The following is a 22,244-nucleotide window of genomic DNA, read 5'->3' as shown; positions in this document are numbered from 1 at the left end:
CCATGATCGAAGTCAAGAACCTGGTCCGTGTGTTCAAGTCCGGCGACCGGACCATCAAACCGGTCAACGACGTGAGCTTCCAGCTCGAGCAGGGCACCTTGGCCTCGATCGTGGGCAAGAGTGGCAGCGGCAAGAGCACCCTGCTGTCCCTCCTGGGCGCCCTCGACAAGCCCACCAGCGGGGACGTGCTGGTCGATGGCGTGAGCCTGGCCGGCCTGCCGGACAGCAAGCTCACGGAGTACCGCCGGCGGGACATCGGCTTCGTGTTCCAGCAGTTCCACCTGATCCCGAATTTGTCCGCCGTGGACAACGTTATGCTGCCGATGGAGTTTGCAGGCATCCGCAAGGCAGCCCGGCTGCGGCGTGCCCGGGAGCTGCTGGAACAGGTGCAGCTGGATCCGGAAAAGCACGTGCGGCGGATCAACCGGCTCTCCGGTGGCGAGCAGCAGCGCGTGGCGATCGCCCGGGCGCTGGCCAACTCCCCCAAGCTGATCCTGGCCGACGAACCCACCGGCAACCTCGATGAACAGACCGGCGAGCACATCATCGAGCTGCTCAGCTCCCTGAGCCGGGACCACAACACCACCATCCTTGTGGTCACCCATGACCGGTCGCTGGCCAACAAGACGGAGCGGCGGTTCCGGCTCCAGCAGGGCAGGCTTACCGAGGAGGCGGCCCGCAGCAGGGCGACGGCGGGTACTGGGGGGCGTAGCACTGCTCCGGCGTAGTCCAGGCGGGCACCGGTCCAGGTTGGGCGTGCCTAAGCGGTGAGGACGGGTCCGCCGGGGCCCTCTCTCACCGGGCCGCTGCCATAGCCCGCGCCCCTCACCTGGCCCGGGTGAGAAGATGGCTCCATGACTGACCTCATCGCGAAGCCCTGGCTTTTCAGCCAGCCGGACCAGGATCCCCGCGCCGCCACCGGCGCACAACTGCGCTGGGGCGTGATCGCCACCGGCGGCATTGCGGCGGCTGTGACCCGCGACCTTGGGCTCCTGGCCGATGCCGAGCTCTACGCGGTGAGTTCGCGGACCCAGGCAGCGGCGGATGCCTTCGCCGCCGACTACGGCTTCGCCAGGGCCTACGGGGACCAGCACGGGCAGGCCGGCTACGAGCGGCTGCTCGCGGACGACGCCGTCGACGTCGTCTACGTCGCGACGCCGCACGCCCAACACCACAAGATAGCGCTGGCGGCCCTCACCGCCGGCAAGCATGTCCTCTGCGAGAAGTCCTTCACCGTCAATGCCCGGGAGGCCGCCGAGCTGGTGTCACTGGCCCGGCACGAGGGGCTGTTCCTGATGGAGGCGATGTGGAGCCGCTTCCTGCCGAGCATGCAGCGGGCCTTCGAGATCGCAGCGTCGGGCGAGGTCGGCGAGGTGAAGTGGGTCACCGCGGACCTGGGTTTCCCTGCGCCGTATTCGCCCACCTCGCGGCTCTGGGCGCCAGGGGACGGCGGAGGCGCCCTGCTGGACCTGACCGTCTACCCGTTGCTGTGGGCGCTCGGCACGCTGGGCTTCCCGCAGACCGTCAGCGCCACCGGATGGCTTAACGACGACGGCGTGGACGCCCAGAACGCGCTGACCCTCGGGTATCACCACGGGGCCCAGGCGCAGCTGACCTCATCTCTGCTGGCGCACGGTCCCCGGACCGCGACCGTGGCCGGCAGCCTCGGGTTCCTGCAGACCACCGGCTCGATCAACAACCCCAAGGAGCTCCAGGTGCGGGTCGGCTTCGAGGAGCCGCGCAGTGAGCACTTCACCGTGGTCGGCCGGGGCTACAGCTACGAGCTCCGCGAGGTCACCCGTTGCATCCAGCAGGGGCTCACCGAGAGCCCGGTCATGCCGCTGGAGGACTCCCTCAACACCATGAGGCTGTTCGACGGGGTCCGCACTCAGCTGGGCGTCAGCTACCCGAACGACACCCGCTGACGGTGCGAACCGGTGCCTGAGACTACCGAATTTGCCGTGCACTCTGGACTCGCCCCGGCGCGCGGACTTACCCTGTAGACAATCGTCGAGTTTTCGGGGAATGGGGTGTGCGCATGGACCCAGCATCAGTCCCGTTGCGCGCGCGCCGCCCAATCCGGCGGGTGCTTCTGGGCGGCGTCGCCGGAATCGCCTGGCTGGCGCTTGCAGCGACAGCCGCCAACGCCGACGACGCCGCCACGTCCGCCCCGGTCACGGCCGATCCCGGCACCACCGTTGCGATTGCCACGGCGCCGGCGGCAACTACAGCAGCGGCAGTGACCACGGAGAGCGCTCCAGGATCCGTTGCGTCCGGGCTCGCGGCCGGGGGCACACCCTGGGCCGCTGTTCCCGTGCCGACGGCGGTACCCGAGCCGGATCCCGCCGTTCCCGTTCCGCCACCGGCACCGCCGGCTCCTGCACCGGATCCTGTCGTCCCGGCCCCCGCCCCTCCGGCGCCGGCCCCCGCCGATCCCGCGCCGGTCCCGGTAGTTCCCGAGCCGGCTCCTGCGGTTCCGCCTGTTGTTCCCGCCACGAAGCCCGCGCCGACGACGCCTCCGCCGGCGCCCGCCCCGTCACCCACGGTACCCGCACCGAGCCCGCCGCCGCCGGATCCTGCGCGGCCCGCTCCCCCACCTCAGCCATCGCCGGACCCGACAGACCCGCCACCGGCTCCTGCTCCAGCTCCGGATCCCGCACTGCCGGTCATTGACCCCGCACTGCCCGTTGACCCCGCACTGCCCGTTGACCCTGCAGTTCCGGACCCCACACTGCCGGTCATTGACCCGGCGCTGCCGGTTGACCCCGCGGTTCCGGATCCTGCGGTTCCGGATCCTGCGCTGCCCGTTGACCCGGCGTTGCCGGGGCCCGGACTCGTTGTCATTCCGCCGGTTGATCCCCTGGTGCCTCCCGTGGACCTAGGGCTGGCGGCCGTCGTCCCCGTGGCATTCCCGGTGGCGGAAGCCGCGGTGGAATACGGAAACCCCACGGACTTCGGGGTCGTGAGCGAGCCTGCGGCGATTGAACAGCCGGCCGATCCCAACACCCGCAGGCTTCGCTCCGGGTACGCCTTGCCGCCGGAGCCGGCCACCGATCAACGGGTGGATGCCCAGCAGCCTTCCAGCCCGCCCGGTGCGGCCCCCCCTGCTGCCCCCGCGCCTGGAGCCGGGGACACCACACCACCCAGCGGCCATGACGACCCGAGCCCATGGCCCGGCGGGACAGGTCTGCCCGCCCCGAATGCCCTGCCGCCAGCTCCTGGCTCGGGCTCCGGCAATATGCACTCCTCCAACGGTCCCTCCGGCGCTGTCGCCTGGATCCCCAGCCTCTACCTGGTCATCCCCACGGCCGGCGACGACCCCATCCGCGGCCCGCTGCAGCACGAGCACTCAGCCGTCTCTGCCGACCCCGGTTCATCTCCTGACTAGTTAGCCGTCTCTGCCCTCCACAGAGCACGGCCAATCGGGCTGCCTTGGGCGCCCGCCACCAGTCAATCAGGAGATTCCCCAATGGATACCACCGTCCGCGACCCATTTTTCGGCACCCCTTTTTCCTACGCCCCTGTGGCCACAGGTCTGACGCTTTCAGCGCCTCCTGCGCTGCTTTCAACGCCGTCCCGGCGCACCTCACCGGCCGGCCTGCCGTCGAAGCGAAAACCATCGCTGCAACACGAGGCCCACCCGCCCTAGTGAAGCCAGTCGCTCCCGTTGAGGTCCCCTGACCGCCGGAGCGAAGTCGTTGGGTCCGCTGGGGGACTCAACGGCATTCACTGGCTCCGGCGGCTACCCGCCCGCGGCGCGGCCTGCTGATCCAGGCTGCGCCGTGAGGGCGGCGGATACCCATCCCGGTATCATTCTTTAGTGACGCCGCCGTGGCGCACGGGGAAGGGACGGGTACAACGTGAACATTTCGCCCAATAACGTCACGTCCAAGCTGTTGAGCGGCCGCTATCAGCTGGGCGAAGTGATCGGCCGGGGCGGCATGGCGTCGGTGTATACCGCACGGGACTTAAATCTCGGCCGGCACGTGGCACTCAAACTCTTCGCACCGCAGTCCGCCGATCCTGATGAGCTCAGGCGCCAGGAAGCGGAAATTGAACTCCTGGCGACTTTGAACCATCCAAGCCTCGTGACGCTCTTCGACGCCGGGACGGACACCCGGGTCCCTGAGGAACCGCGGCCGTTCCTGACCATGGAACTGGTGGACGGACAGGACCTCAGGGCGCGGATCCGGCACAGCCCGTTGCCTCTCAACGAGGTGGCGGTCATCGGCGCCGGCGTGGCTGATGGCCTGGCCTACGTCCATTCGCTGGGCATCATCCACCGGGATATCAAACCTGCCAACATCCTGCTGGTGCCGGTCCGCCCCGGCGAGCCTTTGCGGCCCAAACTCACCGACTTCGGGATTGCCCGGATCATGGATGGGACACGGCTCACGGCCACCGGCACCATGGTGGGCACCGCCGCCTACCTGAGCCCGGAGCAGGCCCGGGGCACCGATCTTGGCCCGGCGACCGACATCTACTCGCTGGGGCTTGTGCTGCTCGAATGCATCAAGGGCGAGATCGAATACCCTGGCAGCGCAGTGGAGTCGGCCGTGGCCCGGTTGCATCGGGCCCCAACGATTCCGGCCGCCGTGCCCGCCGAATGGGCCCGGCTGATCCGGGCGATGACGGCTCTGGATCCGCTGGACCGGCCGGCCGCCGCTGATCTGGAGGCGGCGTTGCGCCACGCCCTGGTCTCGCCCGAGTCACTACCTGGCCTGCTGGCCGAAGAGCGCACCCGGGTGCTTCCCGCACCGCCCGCTTTGCCCCCGCGGCTGGCCAGCACCACCACGAAGGTCGACGCCGGAACGCGCCCCCCGTACCAGCTGGATCCCGATGCGGTCACCGTGCCCCGGACGGGACGTGACTCCGTTGCTGTCCGGATGCTCGCGCTCCTCCGGCAGGCCAGCCGCCGAACCCAAATCGTGGTGTCGTTGGCGATCCTCGCCGTCGTTGCCGCGGGTGTCGCCGTCGCACTCGCGGCCAGCCCCCCGCCGACACCCGCCGTCGTGCCGTATCCCGCCGTCCCCGGAAGCCTGGGCGAGCACCTCGCACAGCTGCAGAAAAGTGTGGAACCATGAGCCGGATGCGGGTACCTCGGCGTCACGGCAGCGGCTCCTCCCGGCCTGCTGCGGTGTTCGCCGCAGGTGTTCTCGGCCTGGCACTGCTCAGCGGAGCCCTGGCCGGCTGCGCGCCGGGCGCGGAGCTGGGCCGCGACGCGGCAACACAGCTTCAGTCCCAGGTCCGTGCCGTCACCGAAACCGCGGCCGCCAATGACCCGGCAGGTTCGCTCAAGCTCCTCGATGAGCTCGTGACGAAGCTGGATGAAGCCGCTGCCCGCGGGGAGGTGTCCTTCAAACGCCACCAGAGCATCAGGAAATCCGTCGATGCCGTCCGCGCGGACCTGACGGCCCAGCAGGCCGAAGCCGAAGCTGCCAGGGTTGCAGCCGAACAGGAAGCGGCGGCACAGGCTGCCGCCGCGGCCGCAGCAGCACAGGCTCCCCCGCCCGCTATCGCGCCCGCGCCACCGGCCGGCAAGGGCAAAGGTAAGGGCAAAGACGACGACGACTAGGACCTGCCGGTCAGCCATGAGTGCACAAAGAGGGAGGAGCCCGCGGGCTCCTCCCTCTTTGTTGCCGGCAGGAGGCCTGCGCAGCGGAGCTATCCCAGCATGGACAGCACTTCGCTGAACTTCGCCGAAGGCCGCATCACGGCGGTGATCTTGGCTTCGTTCGGGCGGTAGTACCCGCCGAGGTCAACCGGGGATCCCTGCACGGCAAGAAGCTCGCCAACGATGGTCTCCTCGCCGGAGTCCAGCGCGCCGGAGACCGCAGCGAAGGCGGCGGCCAGCTCGGCGTCGTCCGTCTGGCGGGAGAGCTCCTGGGCCCAGAATTTGGCCAGGTAGAAGTGGCTTCCCCGGTTGTCGAGCTCGCCGGCCTTGCGCTTCGGGGACTTGTTCTCCAGCAGGAAGGTGCCGGTGGCGCGGTCCAGGGTGTCCGCCAGGATCTGAGCGCGGGCGTTGCCGGTGGAGGTAGCGAGGTGCTCGAAGCTCACAGCGAGGGCAAGGAACTCGCCCAGGCTGTCCCAGCGGAGGTGGTTTTCCTTCAGCAGTTGCTGGACGTGCTTCGGGGCCGAACCGCCGGCACCGGTCTCAAAGAGGCCGCCGCCGTTGATCAGCGGAACCACGGAGAGCATTTTGGCACTGGTGCCGAGTTCGAGGATCGGGAACAGGTCCGTCAGATAGTCGCGCAGCACGTTGCCGGTCACCGAGATGGTGTCCTCGCCCTTGCGGATCCGCTCCAGGGTGAAGGCCGTGGCCTCTTCCGGGGACATGATGCCAATGTGCAGGCCTTCGGTGTCGTAGTCCTTGAGGTATTCCTCAACCTTGGCGATCATCCGGGCATCGTGGGCGCGGCCCTGGTCCAGCCAAAAGATGGCCGGCATGGCGGAGGCGCGGGCGCGGGTGACGGCCAGCTTGACCCAGTCGCGGATCGGCACATCCTTGGTCTGGCAGGCGCGCCAGATGTCGCCCGGGGCGACCTGGTGCTCGATCAGCACGGCGCCGGCGCCGTCAACGACCTGCACCGTGCCGGCGGACTGGATCTCGAAGGTCTTGTCGTGGCTGCCGTATTCCTCGGCCGCCTGGGCCATCAGGCCGACGTTAGGGACGGTGCCCATGGTGGTCGGGTCGAAGGCGCCGTGGGCGCGGCAGTCGTCAATGACAACTTGGTAGATGCCGGCGTAGCTGCTGTCCGGGAGGACGGCGAGCGTGTCGGCCTCCTGGCCGTCGCGGCCCCACATGTGCCCGGAACTGCGGATCATGGCCGGCATCGAGGCGTCGACGATCACGTCGGACGGCACATGCAGGTTGGTGATGCCCTTGTCCGAGTCGACCATGGCCAGCTCGGGGCCGTCGTTCAGGCCCTTCTTGATGGCAGTCTCCACATCGCCGCGGATCTCTTCGGGGAGATCCTCGAGGCCGTTGAGGATGGCGGCGAGGCCGTTGTTCGGGCTCAGGCCGGCGGCGGCGATCTGGGCGCCGTAGCTGTCGAAGAGCTCGGAGAAGTACGCCTTGACGACGTGGCCGAAGATGATCGGATCCGACACCTTCATCATGGTGGCCTTGAGATGCGCGGAGAACAGCACGCCCTCTTCCTTGGCGCGGGCAACCTGGGCGGCGAGGAACGTGTCCAGGGCGGCGGCGCGCATCACGGTGCCGTCGATGACCTCGCCGGCGAGGACGGGGAAGGCCCTCTTGAGGACCTTGACCGTGCCGTCTGACTTGACCAGCTGGATTTTGATGGTGCCGTCGGCAGCGATGACTACGGACTTCTCGTTGGAGGCGAAGTCATCGCTGTCCATGGTGGCCACGTTGGTCTTGGATCCGGAGGTCCAGGCGCCCATGCTGTGCGGGTTCTGGCGGGCGTACGCCTTGACCGAGAGCGGCGCACGGCGGTCGGAGTTGCCTTCGCGCAGCACAGGGTTAACGGCGGAGCCCTTGATCTTGTCGTAGCGGGAGCGGATGTCCGTCTCGACGTCGGAGGAGGGGTTGTCCGGGTAGTCCGGCAGCGCATAGCCTTGGCCCTGAAGCTCCATGATGGCGGCCTTGAGCTGCGGCGTCGAGGCGCTGATGTTCGGCAGCTTGATGATGTTGGCTTCGGGCTGCTTCACGAGGGCGCCCAGTTCCGCCAGGGCGTCACTGACGCGCTGGTCCTCCGTGAGGTAGTCGCCGAACGCGGAGATGATGCGGCCGGCCAGCGAAATGTCGCGGGTCTCCACTTCCACACCGGCCGTCGAAGCGAAGGCTTCGACTATCGGCAAGAACGAATAGGTGGCCAGCATCGGCGCTTCGTCGGTGTGGGTATAGATAATCTTAGCCATTGCTCGGGCGTCTCCCTGAAGGTCTGGGTATTTCCGGAATTTTGTGTTATCTCAGCACCCCCAACTTACCCGAGGGAGCGGTGTTGGCGCCTACCGGCGTCGAACGCCCGGAACTCCATGACGTTGCAATATTCAATGACAAGAATTGACAAGAGGCTTTACAGATCAGTCAAACTGCCGTAGCTTCGTTCCCATCACAGCGGCCGCCCCACCGGTGGCCGCGCCGCTTCCACCGGTTAGGACAACCATGAGAACACCCAAAACTCTGGCCACCAGCCTTCTCAGCCTCTCGGCAGCTGCGCTTCTGGCTCTGAGCGCCGCGGGCGCAGCAACGGCCGCCCCGGCAGCTGGCAACGCGCCAACGGAGACCTCGGGCGTCACCAGCCACACCGTCGTCGACACCGGCACGGCAGGCTACTGGACCGAAGAGCGGATGCGCAGCGCCATCCCCGGCGACGTCCTGGCCGAGAAGGCCATGAAGCGCAGCAACAACTCCAAGGCGGCCCTGAACCGCCCGGTGGAAGCGGGAGCGCCGAGCACCATTGAGGCTGCGGCACCGTCGCTGCAGTCCAGGCAGAGCCAGCAGATCCAGCCCAAGGCCAACGCGAGCGAATCCCCCGTCAAGCACATCGGCAAGGTCTTCTTCACCCTGGGTGGCTCCAACTACGTCTGCTCGGGAAACTCGATCTCCTCCGGCAACAAGAGCACCGTCTCCACGGCGGGCCACTGCGTCAATGAGGGCCCGGGCGCCTTCGCCACGAAGTGGACCTTTGTCCCGGCCTACCTGAACGGCGCCGCACCCTACGGCCAGTGGACGGCCACGGCACTGTACGCCCCCACCCAGTGGAGCTCTTCCGGCAACATGCAGTACGACACCGGCTTCGCCGTGATGTCCACGCTCAACGGCCAGAAGCTCTCGGACGTCGTGGGCGCCTCCGGCCTGCAGTTCAACGCCGCCCGCGGCCTGAGCTACAAAGCGTTCGGCTACCCGGCCGCAGCCCCGTTCAACGGTGAGTCGCTCAAGAGCTGCACCGGCACCGCCAAGAACGATCCGAACAACCCCTCGTTTATGACCCAGGGCATCCCCTGCAACATGACCGGCGGCTCCTCGGGCGGCCCGTGGTTCATCGGCTCCAGCTCCACCGGATACCAGAATTCGGTCAACAGCTACGGCTACGGCAGCAACTCCACCACAATGTACGGACCCTACTGGGGCTCAGTGATCCAGCAGACCTACAGCTCGGCGGCCGCTGCCTAGCTTCCGCTCCGCGAACCAAGGCAAAGCGGGGTCACTTACGGCCCATTCCACCCTGCGGGATGGGCCGTAAGTGACCCCGCGTTGCCTTTTTAGCGCCCCGCCAGGCCCATCCCGCCAAGGGACATGCCCTCCACTTGGGCCTGGGCCTGGACATAACCCCACTTTGCCCAGTCCCGTGCCCGGGTCCCCGCCGTGTCGGGCGCCCCGCGGGACATGTCCATTCCTGGTTCCTGGGCCTGGACATAGTCCCGCTGTGCCCGATCCTTGTCATGAAAAATGGACATGTCCTCCGGAAAGGGAGGGCATGTCCATTCTTGGTGGGACCGGGGACACCCCAGGGCGGAATCCCCTAGTGGAAAAAGTGCCGGGCGCCGGTGAAGTACATCGTGATGCCCGCGGCGTTGGCCGCGGCGATGACTTCCTCATCCCGGACGGAACCGCCGGGCTGCACCACGGCGCGGACGCCGGCGTCGATCAGGATCTGCAGGCCGTCGGCGAACGGGAAGAACGCGTCCGACGCTGCCACGGCACCGCGGGCACGCTCCGGGGCGCCGCTGGCACCGGCGTTCGAGGCACCGCCGGCACCGTCCACATCGGAGCTCACGGTGACGCCCAGCGTGTTGGCGCGCTCGACGGCGAGCTTGCAGGAGTCGAGCCGGTTGACCTGGCCCATGCCGATGCCCACGGCGGCACCGCGGTCTGCGAGCAGGATGGCGTTGGACTTCGCGGCCCGGCAGGCGGTCCACGCGAACGCGAGATCGGCCAACGTGTCGGCGTCGGCGGCAACACCCGCGGCGAGGGTCCAGTTGGCGGGGTTGTCGCCCTCGGCGTCGACCCGGTCCGACATCTGCACCAGCACACCGCCGGAGACCTGGCGGATTTCGGAGGGGTAGCGGCCGTAGCCCTCGGGCAGGGCGAGAAGACGGATGTTCTTCTTCTTGGACAGGATCTCCACGGCCTCGTCCTCGAAGCCCGGGGCGATGACCACCTCCGTGAAGATGCCGGCGACGGTCCTGGCCATGCCGGCGGTGACCGTGCGGTTGGCCGCGATCACGCCGCCGAATGCGGAGACCGGGTCGCAGGCGTGGGCCTTGGCGTGGGCGTCCGCGATCGGGTCGGCGGCAGAGGCGGAGCCCACGGCCACGCCGCAGGGGTTGGCGTGCTTGATGATCGCGACGGCCGGCCCGGCGAAGTCGAACGCGGCGCGGAGGGCGGCGTCGGCGTCGACGAAGTTGTTGTAGCTCATGGCCTTGCCGTGCAGCTGGTCGGCCTGGGCGATGCCGGCCGGTGCGGCCTTGTCCACGTAGAGGGCGGCCTGCTGGTGCGGGTTTTCGCCGTACCGCAGGACCTCGGAGCGCTCGAGTGCCAGCCCGGCGTACGCGGGCCAGTCGATGACGCCGTCGCCGTCCTCGTCCAGGAACTGGCTCGCAGTCCAGCTGGCCACGGCGGTGTCGTAGGTCGCGGTGTGCGCGAAGGCCTTGGCGGCGAGCCGGCGCCGGGTCTTCAGGTCAAAGCCGCCGGCGGCAGCGGCAGCAACGACGTCGTGGTAGGAGGACGGGTCCACCACAATGGCGACGGCGGCGTGGTTCTTCGCGGCCGAGCGCACCATCGCGGGGCCGCCGATGTCGATCTGCTCGACGACGTCGTCCTGCGCGGCACCGGACTTCACCGTTTCGACGAACGGGTAGAGGTTGACGACGACGAGGTCGAACGGCTCGATGTCCAACGACGCGAGCGTGTCCATGTGGGCCGGGACGCGCCGGTCGGCGAGGATGCCGCCGTGGACGCGCGGGTGGAGGGTCTTGACGCGGCCGTCCAGCATTTCCGGGGAGCCGGTGACTTCTTCGACTTCCTGCACCGGGATGCCGGCGGCGGCGATCTTCTTGGCGGTGGAGCCGGTGGAGACGATCTTGACGCCGGCGCTGTGCAGGCCCCTCGCGAGCTCCTCCAGACCGGTCTTGTCGTAGACCGAAATCAGTGCCCGGCGGATGGGCACACGGTCGATGGATACACGGTCAAGCGGCGTGAAGCTCACAAAAGTCTCCGTCTTATATCGCGGCGTGGCCGCGGGTGGTGGGGATGGGGCCAGTTTATCGCGTCACGGCGCCGGGCCTCCCCGCGCGCCGGAGTGTGAAGCGCGCCCCGGCGGCGGGCCCGGCCACGTAGAGTTTTCCCAGGAGGCTGAGATGAATACGTACACCACTGTGCCCAGCGGCGAACAGGTGGTCCAGGAACTGCCGTGGCGCTGGAAGGTGCAGGGCAGGATTTTCCTGATCGGCGGCCTGGGTTTCATGTTCGACGCCTGGGATGTGACCCTCAACGGCGTCCTCATTCCGCTGCTGTCCAGGCACTGGTCCCTCACACCGGCCGACGCCGCCTGGATCGGCGCCTCGAACCTGATCGGCATGGCCCTGGGCGCCTTCGTCTGGGGCACCATCGCGGACACGATCGGACGCAAAAAGGCCTTCACTGCGACCCTGCTGATCTTCTCCGTCTTCACCGTCCTGGGCGCCTTCTCCCCCGACTTCCTCTGGTTCTGCGCCTTCCGGTTCATGGCTGGCTTCGGCCTGGGCGGGTGCATCCCCGTGGACTATGCGCTGGTGGGCGAGTTCACGCCCCGCAAGCAGCGCGGCAAGGTCCTGACCGCGATGGACGGCTGGTGGCCGATCGGGGCCGCGCTATGCGGCTTCGTCTCCGCCGGGCTCATCGCGCTGTACGGGGACTGGCGCCTGACCATGCTGGTGATGGTGCTCCCCGCGCTGCTGGTTTTCTGGGTCCGCCGCAGCGTCCCCGAATCCCCGCTGTTCCTGATCCGCAAGGGCCGCCGCGAGGAGGCGGCCAGGGTGATCGACGGCCTCGTCGAGGCCACCGGCGCCGAACCACGGGCCTACAGCCTGCCCGCACCGCAGGACGCACCCCGGCTTTCCGCCGGCAGTGCCTGGACCCAGTTGCGCGCCGTGTGGCAGTTCAACTGGAAGATCACGACGGCGGCCTGGTCCCTCTTCTTCAGCATCCTGCTGGTTTATTACCTGTCCCTGACCTGGATGCCGCGGATCCTGATCGGCGCCGGCTTCGAGGAGTACAAGGCGTTCCTCACTACCGCCTCGATGGCCGCCGTCGGGCTCCTAGGCGTGGTGGTGGCCGCGCTGCTGGTGGAGCGGGTGGGCCGGAAGTGGATCCTGGCCGTCACGGGCCCGCTGTCCGCGCTGACCCTGGTGATCGTGGCCATCGTCGTGGACATCCCGACGGCGGCCGTGTTCTGGCTGCTCGTCTTCGGCTTTGTGGTGCAGGTGGCCATCCCGGTGCTCTACGCCTATGTCTCCGAGCTGTACCCGACGGAACTGCGCGGCTCGGGCTTCGGCTGGGCCTCAACGTTCTCCCGGCTCGGCGCGGGCTTCGGCCCGCTCATCTTTGCCGCGTTCCTCTGGCCCGAACTGGGGCTGGCAACCTCCTTTGCCATCGCGGGTGTGCTGGTGCTGCTCTCCGTGCTGTGGATGGCGTTCTTCTCCCCCGAAACCAAGCAGCGCCGGCTCGAGTAAAGGGGCCGGCCCCTTCCCCCAACATTTGCGAGTCAGATGGGCGGATCGGTCGAACGTACGACGGCGCCCCTCAGCTTCGTTGCTGAGGGGCGCCGTCGCGCTTGGGCTGCGTTGAGAACTACTGGATGCAGATCACGTAGACCGAGAAGGCCGACTGGCTCGCGGTCTTGGTCTGGGTCACAGTCCAGCCGGTGGGCGCAACCCCGGTGGTTGGTACGGGCTTGCTGGAGGTCAACACGCTGTTGGAGCTGTTATCGGTGACCGTGAAGCCTCCCGCCACCGCGACACGGCCGACCGGGCAACTTGCCGTGGCCGTGTTGCTGGCTCCGCTGCCAGCGACAGTAACCACCGTCACGCCCGTGGAAGCTGCCGCCCCTGGGGCGCCCGCCGTGCCTGCGGCTCCCGTCGCACCAACAGCGCCCGTTGCGCCAGCCGGACCGACTGCTCCGGTTGCACCCTGTGCGCCCTGTGCACCGGTGTCACCCTTGTCGCCCTGCATCCCAACCGGACCCATCGGGCCCATCGGGCCCATCGGGCCCATTGCACCGGCTTCACCGGTAGCACCCGTGAGACCAAGGAGTCCCATCAAGCCCTGGGAACCCTGGGCGCCTGCTGCGCCATTTTCACCGGTGAGGCCGATGAGCCCCATCAGTCCCTGCGGTCCCACCGGACCCATGGCGCCGGTCTCGCCGGCGTCACCCTTGTCGCCCTTGGCACCGGTTTGGCCTACATCACCCTTGTCACCCTTGGCGCCCGCGGTACCATCCGCACCGGTCACACCGGTCAAACCAGTCCCGCCGGCGGCACCATCGGCACCGGCTGCGCCGGTTTGGCCTACATCGCCCCTGTCACCTTTGGCGCCCGCGGTACCATCCGCACCGGTGATACCGGTCAAGCCGGTCTCGCCGACGTCACCCTTGGCACCGGCGGCACCAGTTGCGCCAGTTTCGCCGGTTTCGCCCTTGTCACCCTGAGCACCCTGGGCACCGGTCGCGCCCATTGCGCCAGCCTCACCCTGAGCACCCGCTGCGCCTGTCGCGCCAACATCACCCTTGTCACCCTGGGCACCGGTTGCACCGGTTGCACCGGCAGTACCGGCAGTACCATCCGCACCGGCCGGCCCCATGGCACCAATAGCCCCGGCGGCGCCGGTCGCACCCTTGGCACCCTTGGCACCGGTGAGACCCTGCAGTCCCGGAACCCCCTGGATGTTCCAGGAGATCGGAGTCTCCTTCCGGCTACAGCGTTCGCCGCCGGAGAGGACACGGAGATCGCCGTTGTCGCCCTTGTTGTAGCAGCCCTTGATCTCGCGGCTGGTGGTCGGCGTTGACCCCGAGGCATAGACAACGGCGCCCGTCCCGAGGACGAGCGCCGCTGTGAGACAAATCACTTTCGGAGCGTTTTTGACCATACTGAATGAAGACATGAAATCCCCCTGGTTAAGACAAGATTGGTTTAGACGGCGTCAGACTATGGCCTAAGTCACACGATACCCAGCGATCCTGAGCACTACCGCTACCCGTCTTTTGTCAGGAGCACCTGTCTTTTAAAAGCCCCTACTTGGGCCCCAGGACTGGGACACGGCTTCCGCGGCGAGGGACGCCAGCGTGGCAACCAGGAGCCGGCGCTCCACCACCTTGATCCGTTCGTGCAGGGACTCCTCGGACTCGCCCTCGGCAATCGCGACTGCTTCCTGCGCGATGATGGGCCCCGTGTCCACCCCGGCGTCGGCCCAGTGCACCGTGCAGCCGGTGACCTTCACGCCGTAGGCCAGGGCATCGCGGACCCCGTGGGCGCCCGGGAAGGCCGGCAGCAGCGCCGGGTGGGTGTTGAGGTATTTGCCGCCAAAGGCCTCGATGAAGTCTGCGCTGACGATCCGCATGAACCCGGACGACACCACCACATCCGGGGCGTACGCGGCCACGGCCTCGGTCAGTGCCGCGTTCCACGCCGTCCGGTCCGGGTGGGCCCTGAAGTCCGCCACGAAGGTGGGGATTCCGGCGGCGGCGGAACGCTCCACCCCGTAGGTTCCGGGCCGGTCCGCGCCGACGGCGGCGATTTCGACGTCGAGCCTGCCCTCCTGCACGGCGTCGATGACGGCTTGGAGGTTGGAGCCGGTGCCGGAGACGAGGACTACGATGCGCATTGTCCTAGCTTATGGGGCCGCTCGCGTAGGCTGGAAAACATGAATCCCCCGAACGACGGCGGCGGCGACCAGCGCAGTCAGCCGCAAAGCCAGCACCCGCTCAGCGACGCGGCCAAGGCCTCGCAGGCGAAAACCCATATTCTGTTCCGCAGCTTCATCGTGGCGGTGCTGGGATCGTTCTTCGTCTACCAGTTGGACCTCAACTACCTCTGGCTGAGTGCGCTCCTGACAGTGATCGCCATTGTGCTGGGCGTCATTGTGCTGGTCCGGTTCGCCAGGTTCAAGGAATCCAAGCTGGTGCTGTTCGGCACGATTTCCGGGCTGGTGGTGGTAGCCATCCAGGTACTGCTGCTCCTCACCTCGGCGCTGTTCTTCAACCAGGTCCGGGACTACCAGGAGTGCAGCCGCCAGGCCCTCACGCAGCAGGCCGCCTCCAGGTGCCAGACCCAGCTGGAACAGTCCTTGCCGCAGTTCCGCTAAACGCACAGTTCCGCTAAGCAGCGCGCCGCGTCAGTTGGCGGCCGGTTCCAGGTCCGCTTCACGCAGTTTCTGCTGGCGTTCCAGCCAGGGTCCAGCCGTGTAACCGATCACGACGCCGATCCCCACCTCGGCGGCGACGAACAGTGCCGTCCGGAGCGGGTCCGGTCCGATGTCCGTGAGCCGTCCGATGCCGGCGGAGCCGCGGGCGAGCCAGGCCAGCCCGGCGGCGAGCAGCCCGGCGACAGCGCCGACCATAACGCCCAGGACGAGGGTGGAGACCGTGGCGGTGAACCAGCGCGCACGGACCTTGATCGAGAGCCATTCGTCGAAGTGGTTTTCGCCTTCGCGCAGGAACCACCAGCCGGCCAGGGTGCCCGCGAGCACCGGCACCACCAGTGCCGCGAGACCGTAGTCCAGCGGGCCGGCCGGCACGGCCGCGAACACCGGAATCGACGGCAGCGGCCCGACGGCGGTTCCGAGTGCCCCGGCCTGCGAGCCAATGCCGAGGGCGAAGCCCGCACCGGAGGTCCAGGCGAGCGCGAACACCGCGAGGTTGGGCAGGAAGCCGAGTTGCGCGATCGTGAGCACGGCACCTCCCGCCGCTCCGGCGTCGAGCGCTTCATAGACGGCGATGATCAGGTTCCAGTGCATCAAGAGGGTGGCGGCGAGCAGCACGGCGGACATCGCCAGGCTCGCCATCAGCGCCACAAAACCTGCCTTGACCGCGGAGCCGAGGTAGGAACCGGCCCAGCGCGAGTGCTGGCTGGTGCGTGCGAGCCAGTCCACGGCGTCGACGCCGATCAGCCGGCTCCAGGAAGCTGCCTCGCGTCGGGCGCCGATCACCATGCCGAGAGCGAAGGGCACCAGCGGGATGAGCGCGGCGGACCAGAGGTCGATGCCGACGTCGGCCGTGCGGCAGATGAAGCCCGTGGCCAGGCCGAAGCCGGCGTACACGAGCCAGGAGCCGAGCAGCGCCTGCCAGAGCTGGTCCGTGTAGGACGCACGGGCCAGGCGGCGGCCGGCGCGCCAGGCGAGGAGGAACGGGATGAGGCTCAGGCCAAGCGGAATCAACGAGAGTGTGCCCGGTTCCGGCTGGGCCACGGAGCCGGCGACGGCGGTGTCCAGCAGCAGCGGAACGCCGTGGATCAGCAGCCAGGCCTGGCCGGCGCGGCGGGCGAGGAAATCGGCGCCGCCGTTCTGGAAGCCGGCCGTGGCCCACACCGCGATGATCGGGGCGGCCACGATAAGGGCGGAGATGACGGCTGCCTGCGCGGATTCGAGGGCTCCCTGCATCCACAGGGGCATCGGAAGTCCACGTTCTCCGGTCTGATCAGCGCGCAGTTTCATCGTGTTCCATGGTGCCATGTGCGGCGGTTCCTGCCCGTTCCGACAGGCTCGAACAGCGGATTTTGCCGGCATCCCGTCCTTTTCCGGCACTCCCAGGCCGGAATTCAGGGCCCCTCCGCACCGGAGCTTTTTCCGGAGGCCCGCCGTAAAATGGGAGTGTCCGCAATCAGTGGTTGGAGGCAGAAAAAATGACTACCGCATCTCCGCATGCACATGGCATTCACTTCGGACGAACAGATGTTCAGAATGTCGGCATGGGTGTAGGTATCGTCCTTGTAGTCGTGGGCATCCTGGGGTTCATCCCGGGCATCACGACGCAATACAGCTCATTGGCGTTCTTCGGACCTAGTTCCACAGCTCTGTTCCTGGGCCTGTTCCAGGTGTCGATGCTGCTGAACATCGTTCAGGTCGCCATTGGAGCCGCAGGCTGGACCATGTCCCGGAACGCTATGGGTGCCCGGAATTTCCTCATGGGCTTCGGCCTGCTGTACATCGTCCTTAGTGTCTACGGGCTCATCGTCGGCGTGGGGTCGGCGGCCAATTTCCTGTCGCTGAACACCATGGACAACTGGACCTTTATGGTGCTGGGCGTAGCAATGGTTGGCGCCGGTTGGCTGATGTCGAGGCATTTGGCTGACGACGCAAAATAACCCGGTAATCGATCACCGGGACAAAGGGAGCCGCGAATGAGTAACGTTTCATAGCAATCTGAAAATTCGTACTACCTGCTGGTGCAGTCGCCTCGCGGAAACGCAGCGGCTGCACCAGCTTTCTTGTGTCTGGAACCTGGGGGTGGCGCGGTGCGTCGTGGGCGCCGCCCCTTCGCCACAGATGGCCGCCATGCACCCCGCATAGCGGCCATCTCCGGCAAATCGCGCCCGCAAATCGCGCCCGTGAATCGCGGCCAGGCACTCCACCGTCCACAATTCACCGGCCTGGGCAGGCTGACGACGGCGGGACTTACGCGTCGTTGAGGTCGATGCCTTTGGTCTCCGGGAGCTTGAAGACGGCGAGCGCCGTGGCAATGCACAGAACGACGATGTAGGCGCTGGAGAGCCAGCCCAGGCTCCAGCTGTTGAAAAGTGCGTTCAGGTACGGCGCCGTGCCGCCGAAGATCGCCACGGACAAGGAGTAGGCAAATCCGATGCCCTGGGTGCGGATCCTGGTCGGGAAGTTCTCTGAGAGCACGGCAGCGAGCAACGCCCCCGGGATGGCCACGATGCACAGGGCCAGGGTGGCGGCGACGGCCAGCGTCCAGCCATCGCCCGTGATCATGCCCATCAGCGGGAACTGGGTGGCGACCATGGCCACCGAGAAGCCGATCAGCAACGGCCGGCGCCCCATCCGGTCGGAGAGCCGGCCCCAGAACGGCAGGGTGAGCAGGGCAATCGACTGTGCGATGACGGAGGCCCAATACGCCGTCTGGGGGTCCATCCCCCGCTGCGTGATGGCAAAGGTCGAGGCGTAGGACGTCCAGGTGTAGTGCGCCGCCGTGATTCCGGAGGTCATGGCGATCATGAGAAGGACTGCACGGATGATGGTCTTGCGCGGGACCGGCGCAACGTCGGCTGCAGCCGCTTTGGCCTCGAAAACTTCGCTCTCTTCCATGCCCTTGCGGAGGTAGAGCGCGGCCAGTGCCAGCACGGCCCCGAGCAGGAAGGGAATGCGCCACCCCCACTGGGCCACACCGGCCGCACCCAGCACGCTGGTCACCCCGCCGCCCACGACGTAGGCCAGCACCGAGCCGCCGAAGATGGCGACAAAGACGATGCTGCCCCACTGCCCGCGTTTGGCCGGCGGCGCGATCTCGGCGATGTAGGTGTTGGCCGTGGCGGATTCGCCGCCGTGGGCGAAGCCCTGGGCCACCCGGGCCAGCAGCAGGAGCACGGAGGCCCAGATGCCCACCTGGCCGTAGGTCGGCATCAGCCCGATCAGGAGCGAGCCGCCAGCCATGATCAGCATGGTGGTGATCAGGACAAACTTGCGGCCGCGCTTGTCCGCGATCCGGCCGAACACGATGCCGCCCAGCGGGCGCATCAGGAAGCCCACGGCGAAGACCGCCAGGGTGGAGAGCAGGGCCGAGACCGGGTCCTTGGAATCGAACATCGCCGCGGCGATGAACGGCGCGAAGACGGCGTAGGCGCTCCACTCGTACCATTCCAGGACGTTGCCGATCGTGCTGGCAAACATCGAACGCCGTTTGGAGTGTTGCCCGGTACGAGGCGGGGCAGCCTCAAGTCGGATGGTGCTTTCCATGGTGGTTCCTTCCCTTACTGCGCTGTATGAGGAATAGGGCCTTTAAGGCATGACGGAGGCAGCGGTGGCATGACGGTGGAGACCGTGGCGCCGCTTGCGCCCGCCGGCGGCGGATTTGGCCGCGCGCCGGCGGCGGGCTCGGGGGCTTACTTCAGGCGGGACGCGAGCCGTTCGGCGACGTCCAGCAGTTGCGGCACGCCGTGCTCCAGGGCGGCGCCGAATCCGGTGTCGCCCGGACGTTCGCCGCGCAGCCAGCGGGTGTATATCGCCTCACTGAAGATCGCCGCTTTCCACAGGGCCAGGGCCTGGTACCAGGGCAGGGGGGTGAGGTCCAGGGACATCCGCTCCTGGTACCGGTCGATCAGGTCCTGCCGCCGGAGGTAGCCGGGAAGCCGGGTGACCGGCGTCAGTTCCATGGTGGTGAACGGTTCGTCGGCGTCGGCGTAGGTCGCGGTCAGGTAGCCGAGATCGGCCAGCGGATCCCCCAGCGTGGCCATTTCCCAGTCGAGCAGCGCCGTCACCCGGGGCGGCCCGTCGGGGGCGAACATCAAATTGCCGGTGCGGTAATCGCCGTGGATCACCGCATCGCACTGGCTTTCCGGGCGGTTTTGCTCGAGCCAGGACGCCAGCCGTCCGACGGCGGGCAGGTCCCGTGTGGTGTTGACGTCCCACAACGACGCGAACCGGGCCACCTGGCGTTCGAGGTAGCCCTGGGGCCGGCCGATGCGGGCGATCTCTCCGGTGGAGACATCCAGGGAATGCAGATCCGCCAGGGTGTCCACCACCGCCTCGCTCGTGGCCCGGCGCGATTCCAGCGCATCGAGGTGCGGGGGGACCGTGTCGGTGAGGACTGTCCCGTTGAGGAATTCCATGACATAGAACGGAACACCGAGGACCGAGTCGTCCTCGCATACGGCAAGGATGCGTGGAACGGGCATGCCCAGCGGTGACAGCGCCAGCTGAATCCGGGCTTCCCGCACCATGTCGTGGGTGGACCTGGGCAATGGCGGCCGGGGGCCGCGGCGCAGGACGACGTCGGCCCCGTCCCGGCGCAGCCGGAAGGTCACGTTTGATTGTCCGTCCCCGATCCGCTCCCACTCGAGCCCGCCGGATCCCAGTCCTGCCCGGTCCATGTATCCGCGGACGTTGTCCAGGATGAGCAGCGGCGGCTGGGATAGTGCAGCGGCCTGCTCCGGCGTGTCGACCACCTCCGGCTGGGCCGGTGCGCCCGTCACAGCCGCGGGCCTCATGATCCGGCTCCTTCCGGGAACCGGGCGGCGCCCAGGAACGGTTCGCCGCCGGCAACGGCCCGGCGCCGGTGCGACGAGGCGCGCCGCGAGATGGCCCATTTGTGGGTCTCGTTGGCGCCGTCGTAAATCCTGAACGGGCGGACTTCGGCGGCGTACTGTGCCAGCGGGAGCCCGTCGGACACGCCGTCGCCTCCGCAGAGCTGGATGGCGCGGTCGATCACCCGGAAAACGGCCTCGGAGCAGTGCACCTTGGCGATCGAGGACATCGCGGAGCCGGCTCTGGGGTCCGAGACCAGGAGCGCGGCGGTCTTGGTGATGATCGCGTCCGAGGTTTCGATGTCGATCACGGACTGGGCGATCATCTCCTGGGCGATGCCCAGCTGCGCGATGGGTGAGCCGAAAATTTCGCGCGTGTCGGTCCGGTCCAGTGCGATGTCCAGCGAGCGCCGGGCCAGGCCGAGCCAGCGCATGCAGTGCGTGAGCCGGGCCGGTCCCAGCCGGACCTGGGCGTACTTGAAGCCGAGGCCGACTTCACCCAGCACCGCCTCGGGTCCCACAACCACTCCGTCGAAGTGCAGGTTCGGGTGGCCGCCGGCAATAGTCCGGTCAATGGTGTGGATCGGATTGCCGAGCCGGACACCGCGTGCGTCCATGTCCACCAGGAACATGGTGGCGCTGTCCGGCTCCGGCCCGGCATCCGGCGTCCGTGCCATGACGATCGCGAATCCGGCGTGCTCGGCTCCGCTGGTGAAGCGCTTGTGGCCCGAGATGATCCAGGAGTCACCGTCGCGGGTGGCGGTGGTCAGCAGCCCGGCGGGATCCGATCCCGCGCCCGGGTGGGGCTCGGTCATGCCGAAGCAGGAGAAGGTGTCGCCGGCCGCGAGCGGCGCCAGGTACCGCTTCTTCTGTTCCTCGGTGCCGATGATGTTCAGCATGTGCATGTTGCCCTCATCGGGGGCCATGCAGTTCAGCACGGCCGGCCCGATCGGGGAATAGCCGGCTTCCTGGAAGATCGGGGACCACTGGTCCACCGGCAGGCCCTGTCCGCCAAAGGCTGCGGGGACGTGCGGGGCGAACACGCCGGCGGCTTTGGCGGCCTCGCCAAGTTCGCGGCGGAGCCCGTCGTCCAGGCGCTCGCCCGGCCGCGGCTCCGCGGGCATCACCACGGTGCGGATGAAGTCGCGGGTGCGGAGCCGGAGGTCTTCGACGGCGGGGGGCAGGGAAGTCTGGTTCATGTGAGGTCCTTTCGGGCCGGTGGCTGAACGGCTGAAGCGCTGAAGTCGTGGGGCTAGGCGGTGCCGCCGGCGGTCAGCAGACCGCCGTCGACCGTGAGGATCTGGCCGGTGATCCAGGCCGCATCCGGGGAGGCGAGGAACACGACGGCGGCGGCCACGTCCTCGGGAACGCCGAGCCGCTTGAGCGGGTATTGCCCGGCGACTTCCGCTTCCTTGCCCTCGTAGAGTGCCTTCGCGAACTGGGTCTTGACCACGGCGGGGGCGACGGCGTTGACCCGGATCCCGGGCCCGAGTTCGACGGCGAGGGTGCGGGTCAGGTGGGACACCGCCGATTTGCTGATGCCGTAGAGCCCGATCCCCTCGGAGGGAGTGTCTGCGGTGACGGAGGAAATGTTCACCACGCAGCCGCCGCGGTCCCGGAAGCCCAGCCCGGGATGGGACAGTGCGCCCTGCACCCAGGCGAGGGTCCCGAAGACGTTCACATTGAAGACCTTGCGCGCGGCGTCGAGGTCCAGTTCGGCCAGCGGGCCGTAGACCGGGTTGATGCCGGCGTTGTTGACCAGGATGTCCAGGCCGCCGGTTTCGCGGGCAATTATGTCAAAGACGGCCTGCTGGTGTTCGGCGTTGTCCGCTTTGCCGGCGATGCCGAACGCGGTGCCGGCGGGGAAGGAAGCAACGGCTTCGTCGAGGGTTTCCTGGGTCCTGGCCGTCAGGATGACCCGCGCGCCTTCCGCCGCGAGCCGTCGGGCGATGGCCAGGCCAATGCCGCGGCTGGAGCCGGTCACGAGGGCGGTCTTGCCGTCGAGCCGGTGCGGGATGTTGCTCTGGGTCTGGTTCAGTCCGGTCACG

General features: G+C 67.9%; 19 protein-coding genes. 9 read left to right on the top strand and 10 right to left on the bottom strand.

Translation table 11 applies throughout. From position 1 onward, the window contains the following. The first annotated feature begins 2 nt into the window (after nucleotides 1-2). The 5 genes from ACZYZE_RS16500 to ACZYZE_RS16480 all read left to right on the top strand — a co-directional run bounded on the left by ACZYZE_RS16500 (nucleotide 3) and on the right by ACZYZE_RS16480 (nucleotide 5,575). Entirely contained in the window at nucleotides 3-728 is a 726-nt protein-coding gene (locus tag ACZYZE_RS16500; protein WP_463908935.1) for an ABC transporter ATP-binding protein, read from the top strand. 126 nt (nucleotides 729-854) lie between these two features. Then, a complete protein-coding gene (locus ACZYZE_RS16495) occupies nucleotides 855-1,925 on the top strand; it encodes a Gfo/Idh/MocA family protein (RefSeq protein WP_463908933.1) in 1,071 nt (356 codons plus the stop codon). Nucleotides 1,926-2,038: 113 nt separating this feature from the next. Next, complete coding sequence (locus ACZYZE_RS16490) at nucleotides 2,039-3,388, top strand: hypothetical protein (protein ID WP_463908931.1); 1,350 nt, start codon at nucleotides 2,039-2,041, stop codon at nucleotides 3,386-3,388. Between the two features lie 553 nt (nucleotides 3,389-3,941). Then, entirely contained in the window at nucleotides 3,942-5,084 is a 1,143-nt protein-coding gene (locus tag ACZYZE_RS16485) for a serine/threonine-protein kinase (RefSeq protein WP_459318379.1), read from the top strand. Continuing rightward, a complete protein-coding gene (locus ACZYZE_RS16480) occupies nucleotides 5,081-5,575 on the top strand; it encodes a mucin-associated surface protein (protein WP_459318259.1) in 495 nt (164 codons plus the stop codon). The genes ACZYZE_RS16485 and ACZYZE_RS16480 overlap by 4 nt, the downstream gene beginning before the upstream one ends. A gap of 89 nt (nucleotides 5,576-5,664) precedes the next feature. Here ACZYZE_RS16480 and ACZYZE_RS16475 read toward each other — a convergent pair whose 3' ends face one another. Further along, nucleotides 5,665-7,884, bottom strand: a complete 2,220-nt coding sequence (locus ACZYZE_RS16475) for an NADP-dependent isocitrate dehydrogenase (RefSeq protein WP_459318258.1) — start codon at nucleotides 7,882-7,884, stop codon at nucleotides 5,665-5,667. 247 nt (nucleotides 7,885-8,131) lie between these two features. Between ACZYZE_RS16475 and ACZYZE_RS16470 the strand changes: the two genes are divergently transcribed. Continuing rightward, the gene (locus ACZYZE_RS16470) at nucleotides 8,132-9,142 is read left to right on the top strand and encodes a trypsin-like serine peptidase (RefSeq protein WP_459318257.1); all 1,011 of its coding nucleotides are present in this window, start codon (nucleotides 8,132-8,134) and stop codon (nucleotides 9,140-9,142) included. An 89-nt stretch (nucleotides 9,143-9,231) separates the two neighbouring features. Here ACZYZE_RS16470 and ACZYZE_RS16465 read toward each other — a convergent pair whose 3' ends face one another. Next, nucleotides 9,232-9,426 (bottom strand): hypothetical protein, encoded by a 195-nt coding sequence (locus ACZYZE_RS16465; RefSeq protein ID WP_463908928.1) that lies wholly within the window; start codon nucleotides 9,424-9,426, stop codon nucleotides 9,232-9,234. Nucleotides 9,427-9,491: 65 nt separating this feature from the next. Then, on the bottom strand, nucleotides 9,492-11,177 hold the full coding sequence (gene purH / locus ACZYZE_RS16460) for a bifunctional phosphoribosylaminoimidazolecarboxamide formyltransferase/IMP cyclohydrolase (protein WP_463908926.1): 1,686 nt from the start codon (nucleotides 11,175-11,177) through the stop codon (nucleotides 9,492-9,494). A gap of 151 nt (nucleotides 11,178-11,328) precedes the next feature. On the opposite strand from purH, the gene ACZYZE_RS16455 reads away from it, so the two are divergent. After that, on the top strand, nucleotides 11,329-12,681 hold the full coding sequence (locus ACZYZE_RS16455) for an MFS transporter (protein WP_463908924.1): 1,353 nt from the start codon (nucleotides 11,329-11,331) through the stop codon (nucleotides 12,679-12,681). A 118-nt stretch (nucleotides 12,682-12,799) separates the two neighbouring features. Here ACZYZE_RS16455 and ACZYZE_RS16450 read toward each other — a convergent pair whose 3' ends face one another. Together ACZYZE_RS16450 and purN are read right to left on the bottom strand one after the other, a co-directional pair. Then, nucleotides 12,800-14,107: a hypothetical protein gene (locus ACZYZE_RS16450; protein ID WP_463908923.1), complete on the bottom strand. Its 1,308-nt coding sequence runs from the start codon at nucleotides 14,105-14,107 to the stop codon at nucleotides 12,800-12,802. 120 nt (nucleotides 14,108-14,227) lie between these two features. Beyond that, nucleotides 14,228-14,827 (bottom strand): phosphoribosylglycinamide formyltransferase, encoded by a 600-nt coding sequence (gene purN / locus ACZYZE_RS16445; protein ID WP_463908921.1) that lies wholly within the window; start codon nucleotides 14,825-14,827, stop codon nucleotides 14,228-14,230. A gap of 39 nt (nucleotides 14,828-14,866) precedes the next feature. Between purN and ACZYZE_RS16440 the strand changes: the two genes are divergently transcribed. Beyond that, on the top strand, nucleotides 14,867-15,307 hold the full coding sequence (locus ACZYZE_RS16440; protein WP_459320155.1) for a hypothetical protein: 441 nt from the start codon (nucleotides 14,867-14,869) through the stop codon (nucleotides 15,305-15,307). 30 nt (nucleotides 15,308-15,337) lie between these two features. Here the strand turns inward: ACZYZE_RS16440 and ACZYZE_RS16435 are convergent, their stop codons facing one another. Continuing rightward, a complete protein-coding gene (locus ACZYZE_RS16435; RefSeq protein WP_463908971.1) occupies nucleotides 15,338-16,654 on the bottom strand; it encodes a cell division protein PerM in 1,317 nt (438 codons plus the stop codon). Nucleotides 16,655-16,842: 188 nt separating this feature from the next. Here ACZYZE_RS16435 and ACZYZE_RS16430 point away from each other — a divergent pair, with 188 nt between their 5' ends. Further along, complete coding sequence (locus ACZYZE_RS16430; protein ID WP_463908919.1) at nucleotides 16,843-17,304, top strand: DUF4383 domain-containing protein; 462 nt, start codon at nucleotides 16,843-16,845, stop codon at nucleotides 17,302-17,304. A 310-nt stretch (nucleotides 17,305-17,614) separates the two neighbouring features. On the opposite strand, the gene ACZYZE_RS16425 is transcribed toward ACZYZE_RS16430, so the two are convergent. The 4 genes from ACZYZE_RS16425 to ACZYZE_RS16410 all read right to left on the bottom strand — a co-directional run bounded on the left by ACZYZE_RS16425 (nucleotide 17,615) and on the right by ACZYZE_RS16410 (nucleotide 22,243). Beyond that, entirely contained in the window at nucleotides 17,615-18,910 is a 1,296-nt protein-coding gene (locus ACZYZE_RS16425; protein ID WP_463908917.1) for an MFS transporter, read from the bottom strand. A gap of 146 nt (nucleotides 18,911-19,056) precedes the next feature. Next, the gene (locus ACZYZE_RS16420) at nucleotides 19,057-20,160 is read right to left on the bottom strand and encodes a phosphotransferase family protein (RefSeq protein ID WP_463908915.1); all 1,104 of its coding nucleotides are present in this window, start codon (nucleotides 20,158-20,160) and stop codon (nucleotides 19,057-19,059) included. Continuing rightward, a complete protein-coding gene (locus ACZYZE_RS16415; protein WP_463908913.1) occupies nucleotides 20,157-21,395 on the bottom strand; it encodes an acyl-CoA dehydrogenase family protein in 1,239 nt (412 codons plus the stop codon). Before ACZYZE_RS16415 ends, ACZYZE_RS16420 begins: the two co-directional genes overlap by 4 nt. 53 nt (nucleotides 21,396-21,448) lie before the next feature. Continuing rightward, the gene (locus tag ACZYZE_RS16410; protein ID WP_463908911.1) at nucleotides 21,449-22,243 is read right to left on the bottom strand and encodes an SDR family oxidoreductase; all 795 of its coding nucleotides are present in this window, start codon (nucleotides 22,241-22,243) and stop codon (nucleotides 21,449-21,451) included. Nucleotide 22,244: the final 1 nt, after the last annotated feature.

Source organism: Pseudarthrobacter woesei (assembly GCF_055412745.1).
This window is presented reverse-complemented; position numbering and strand designations above follow the sequence as displayed.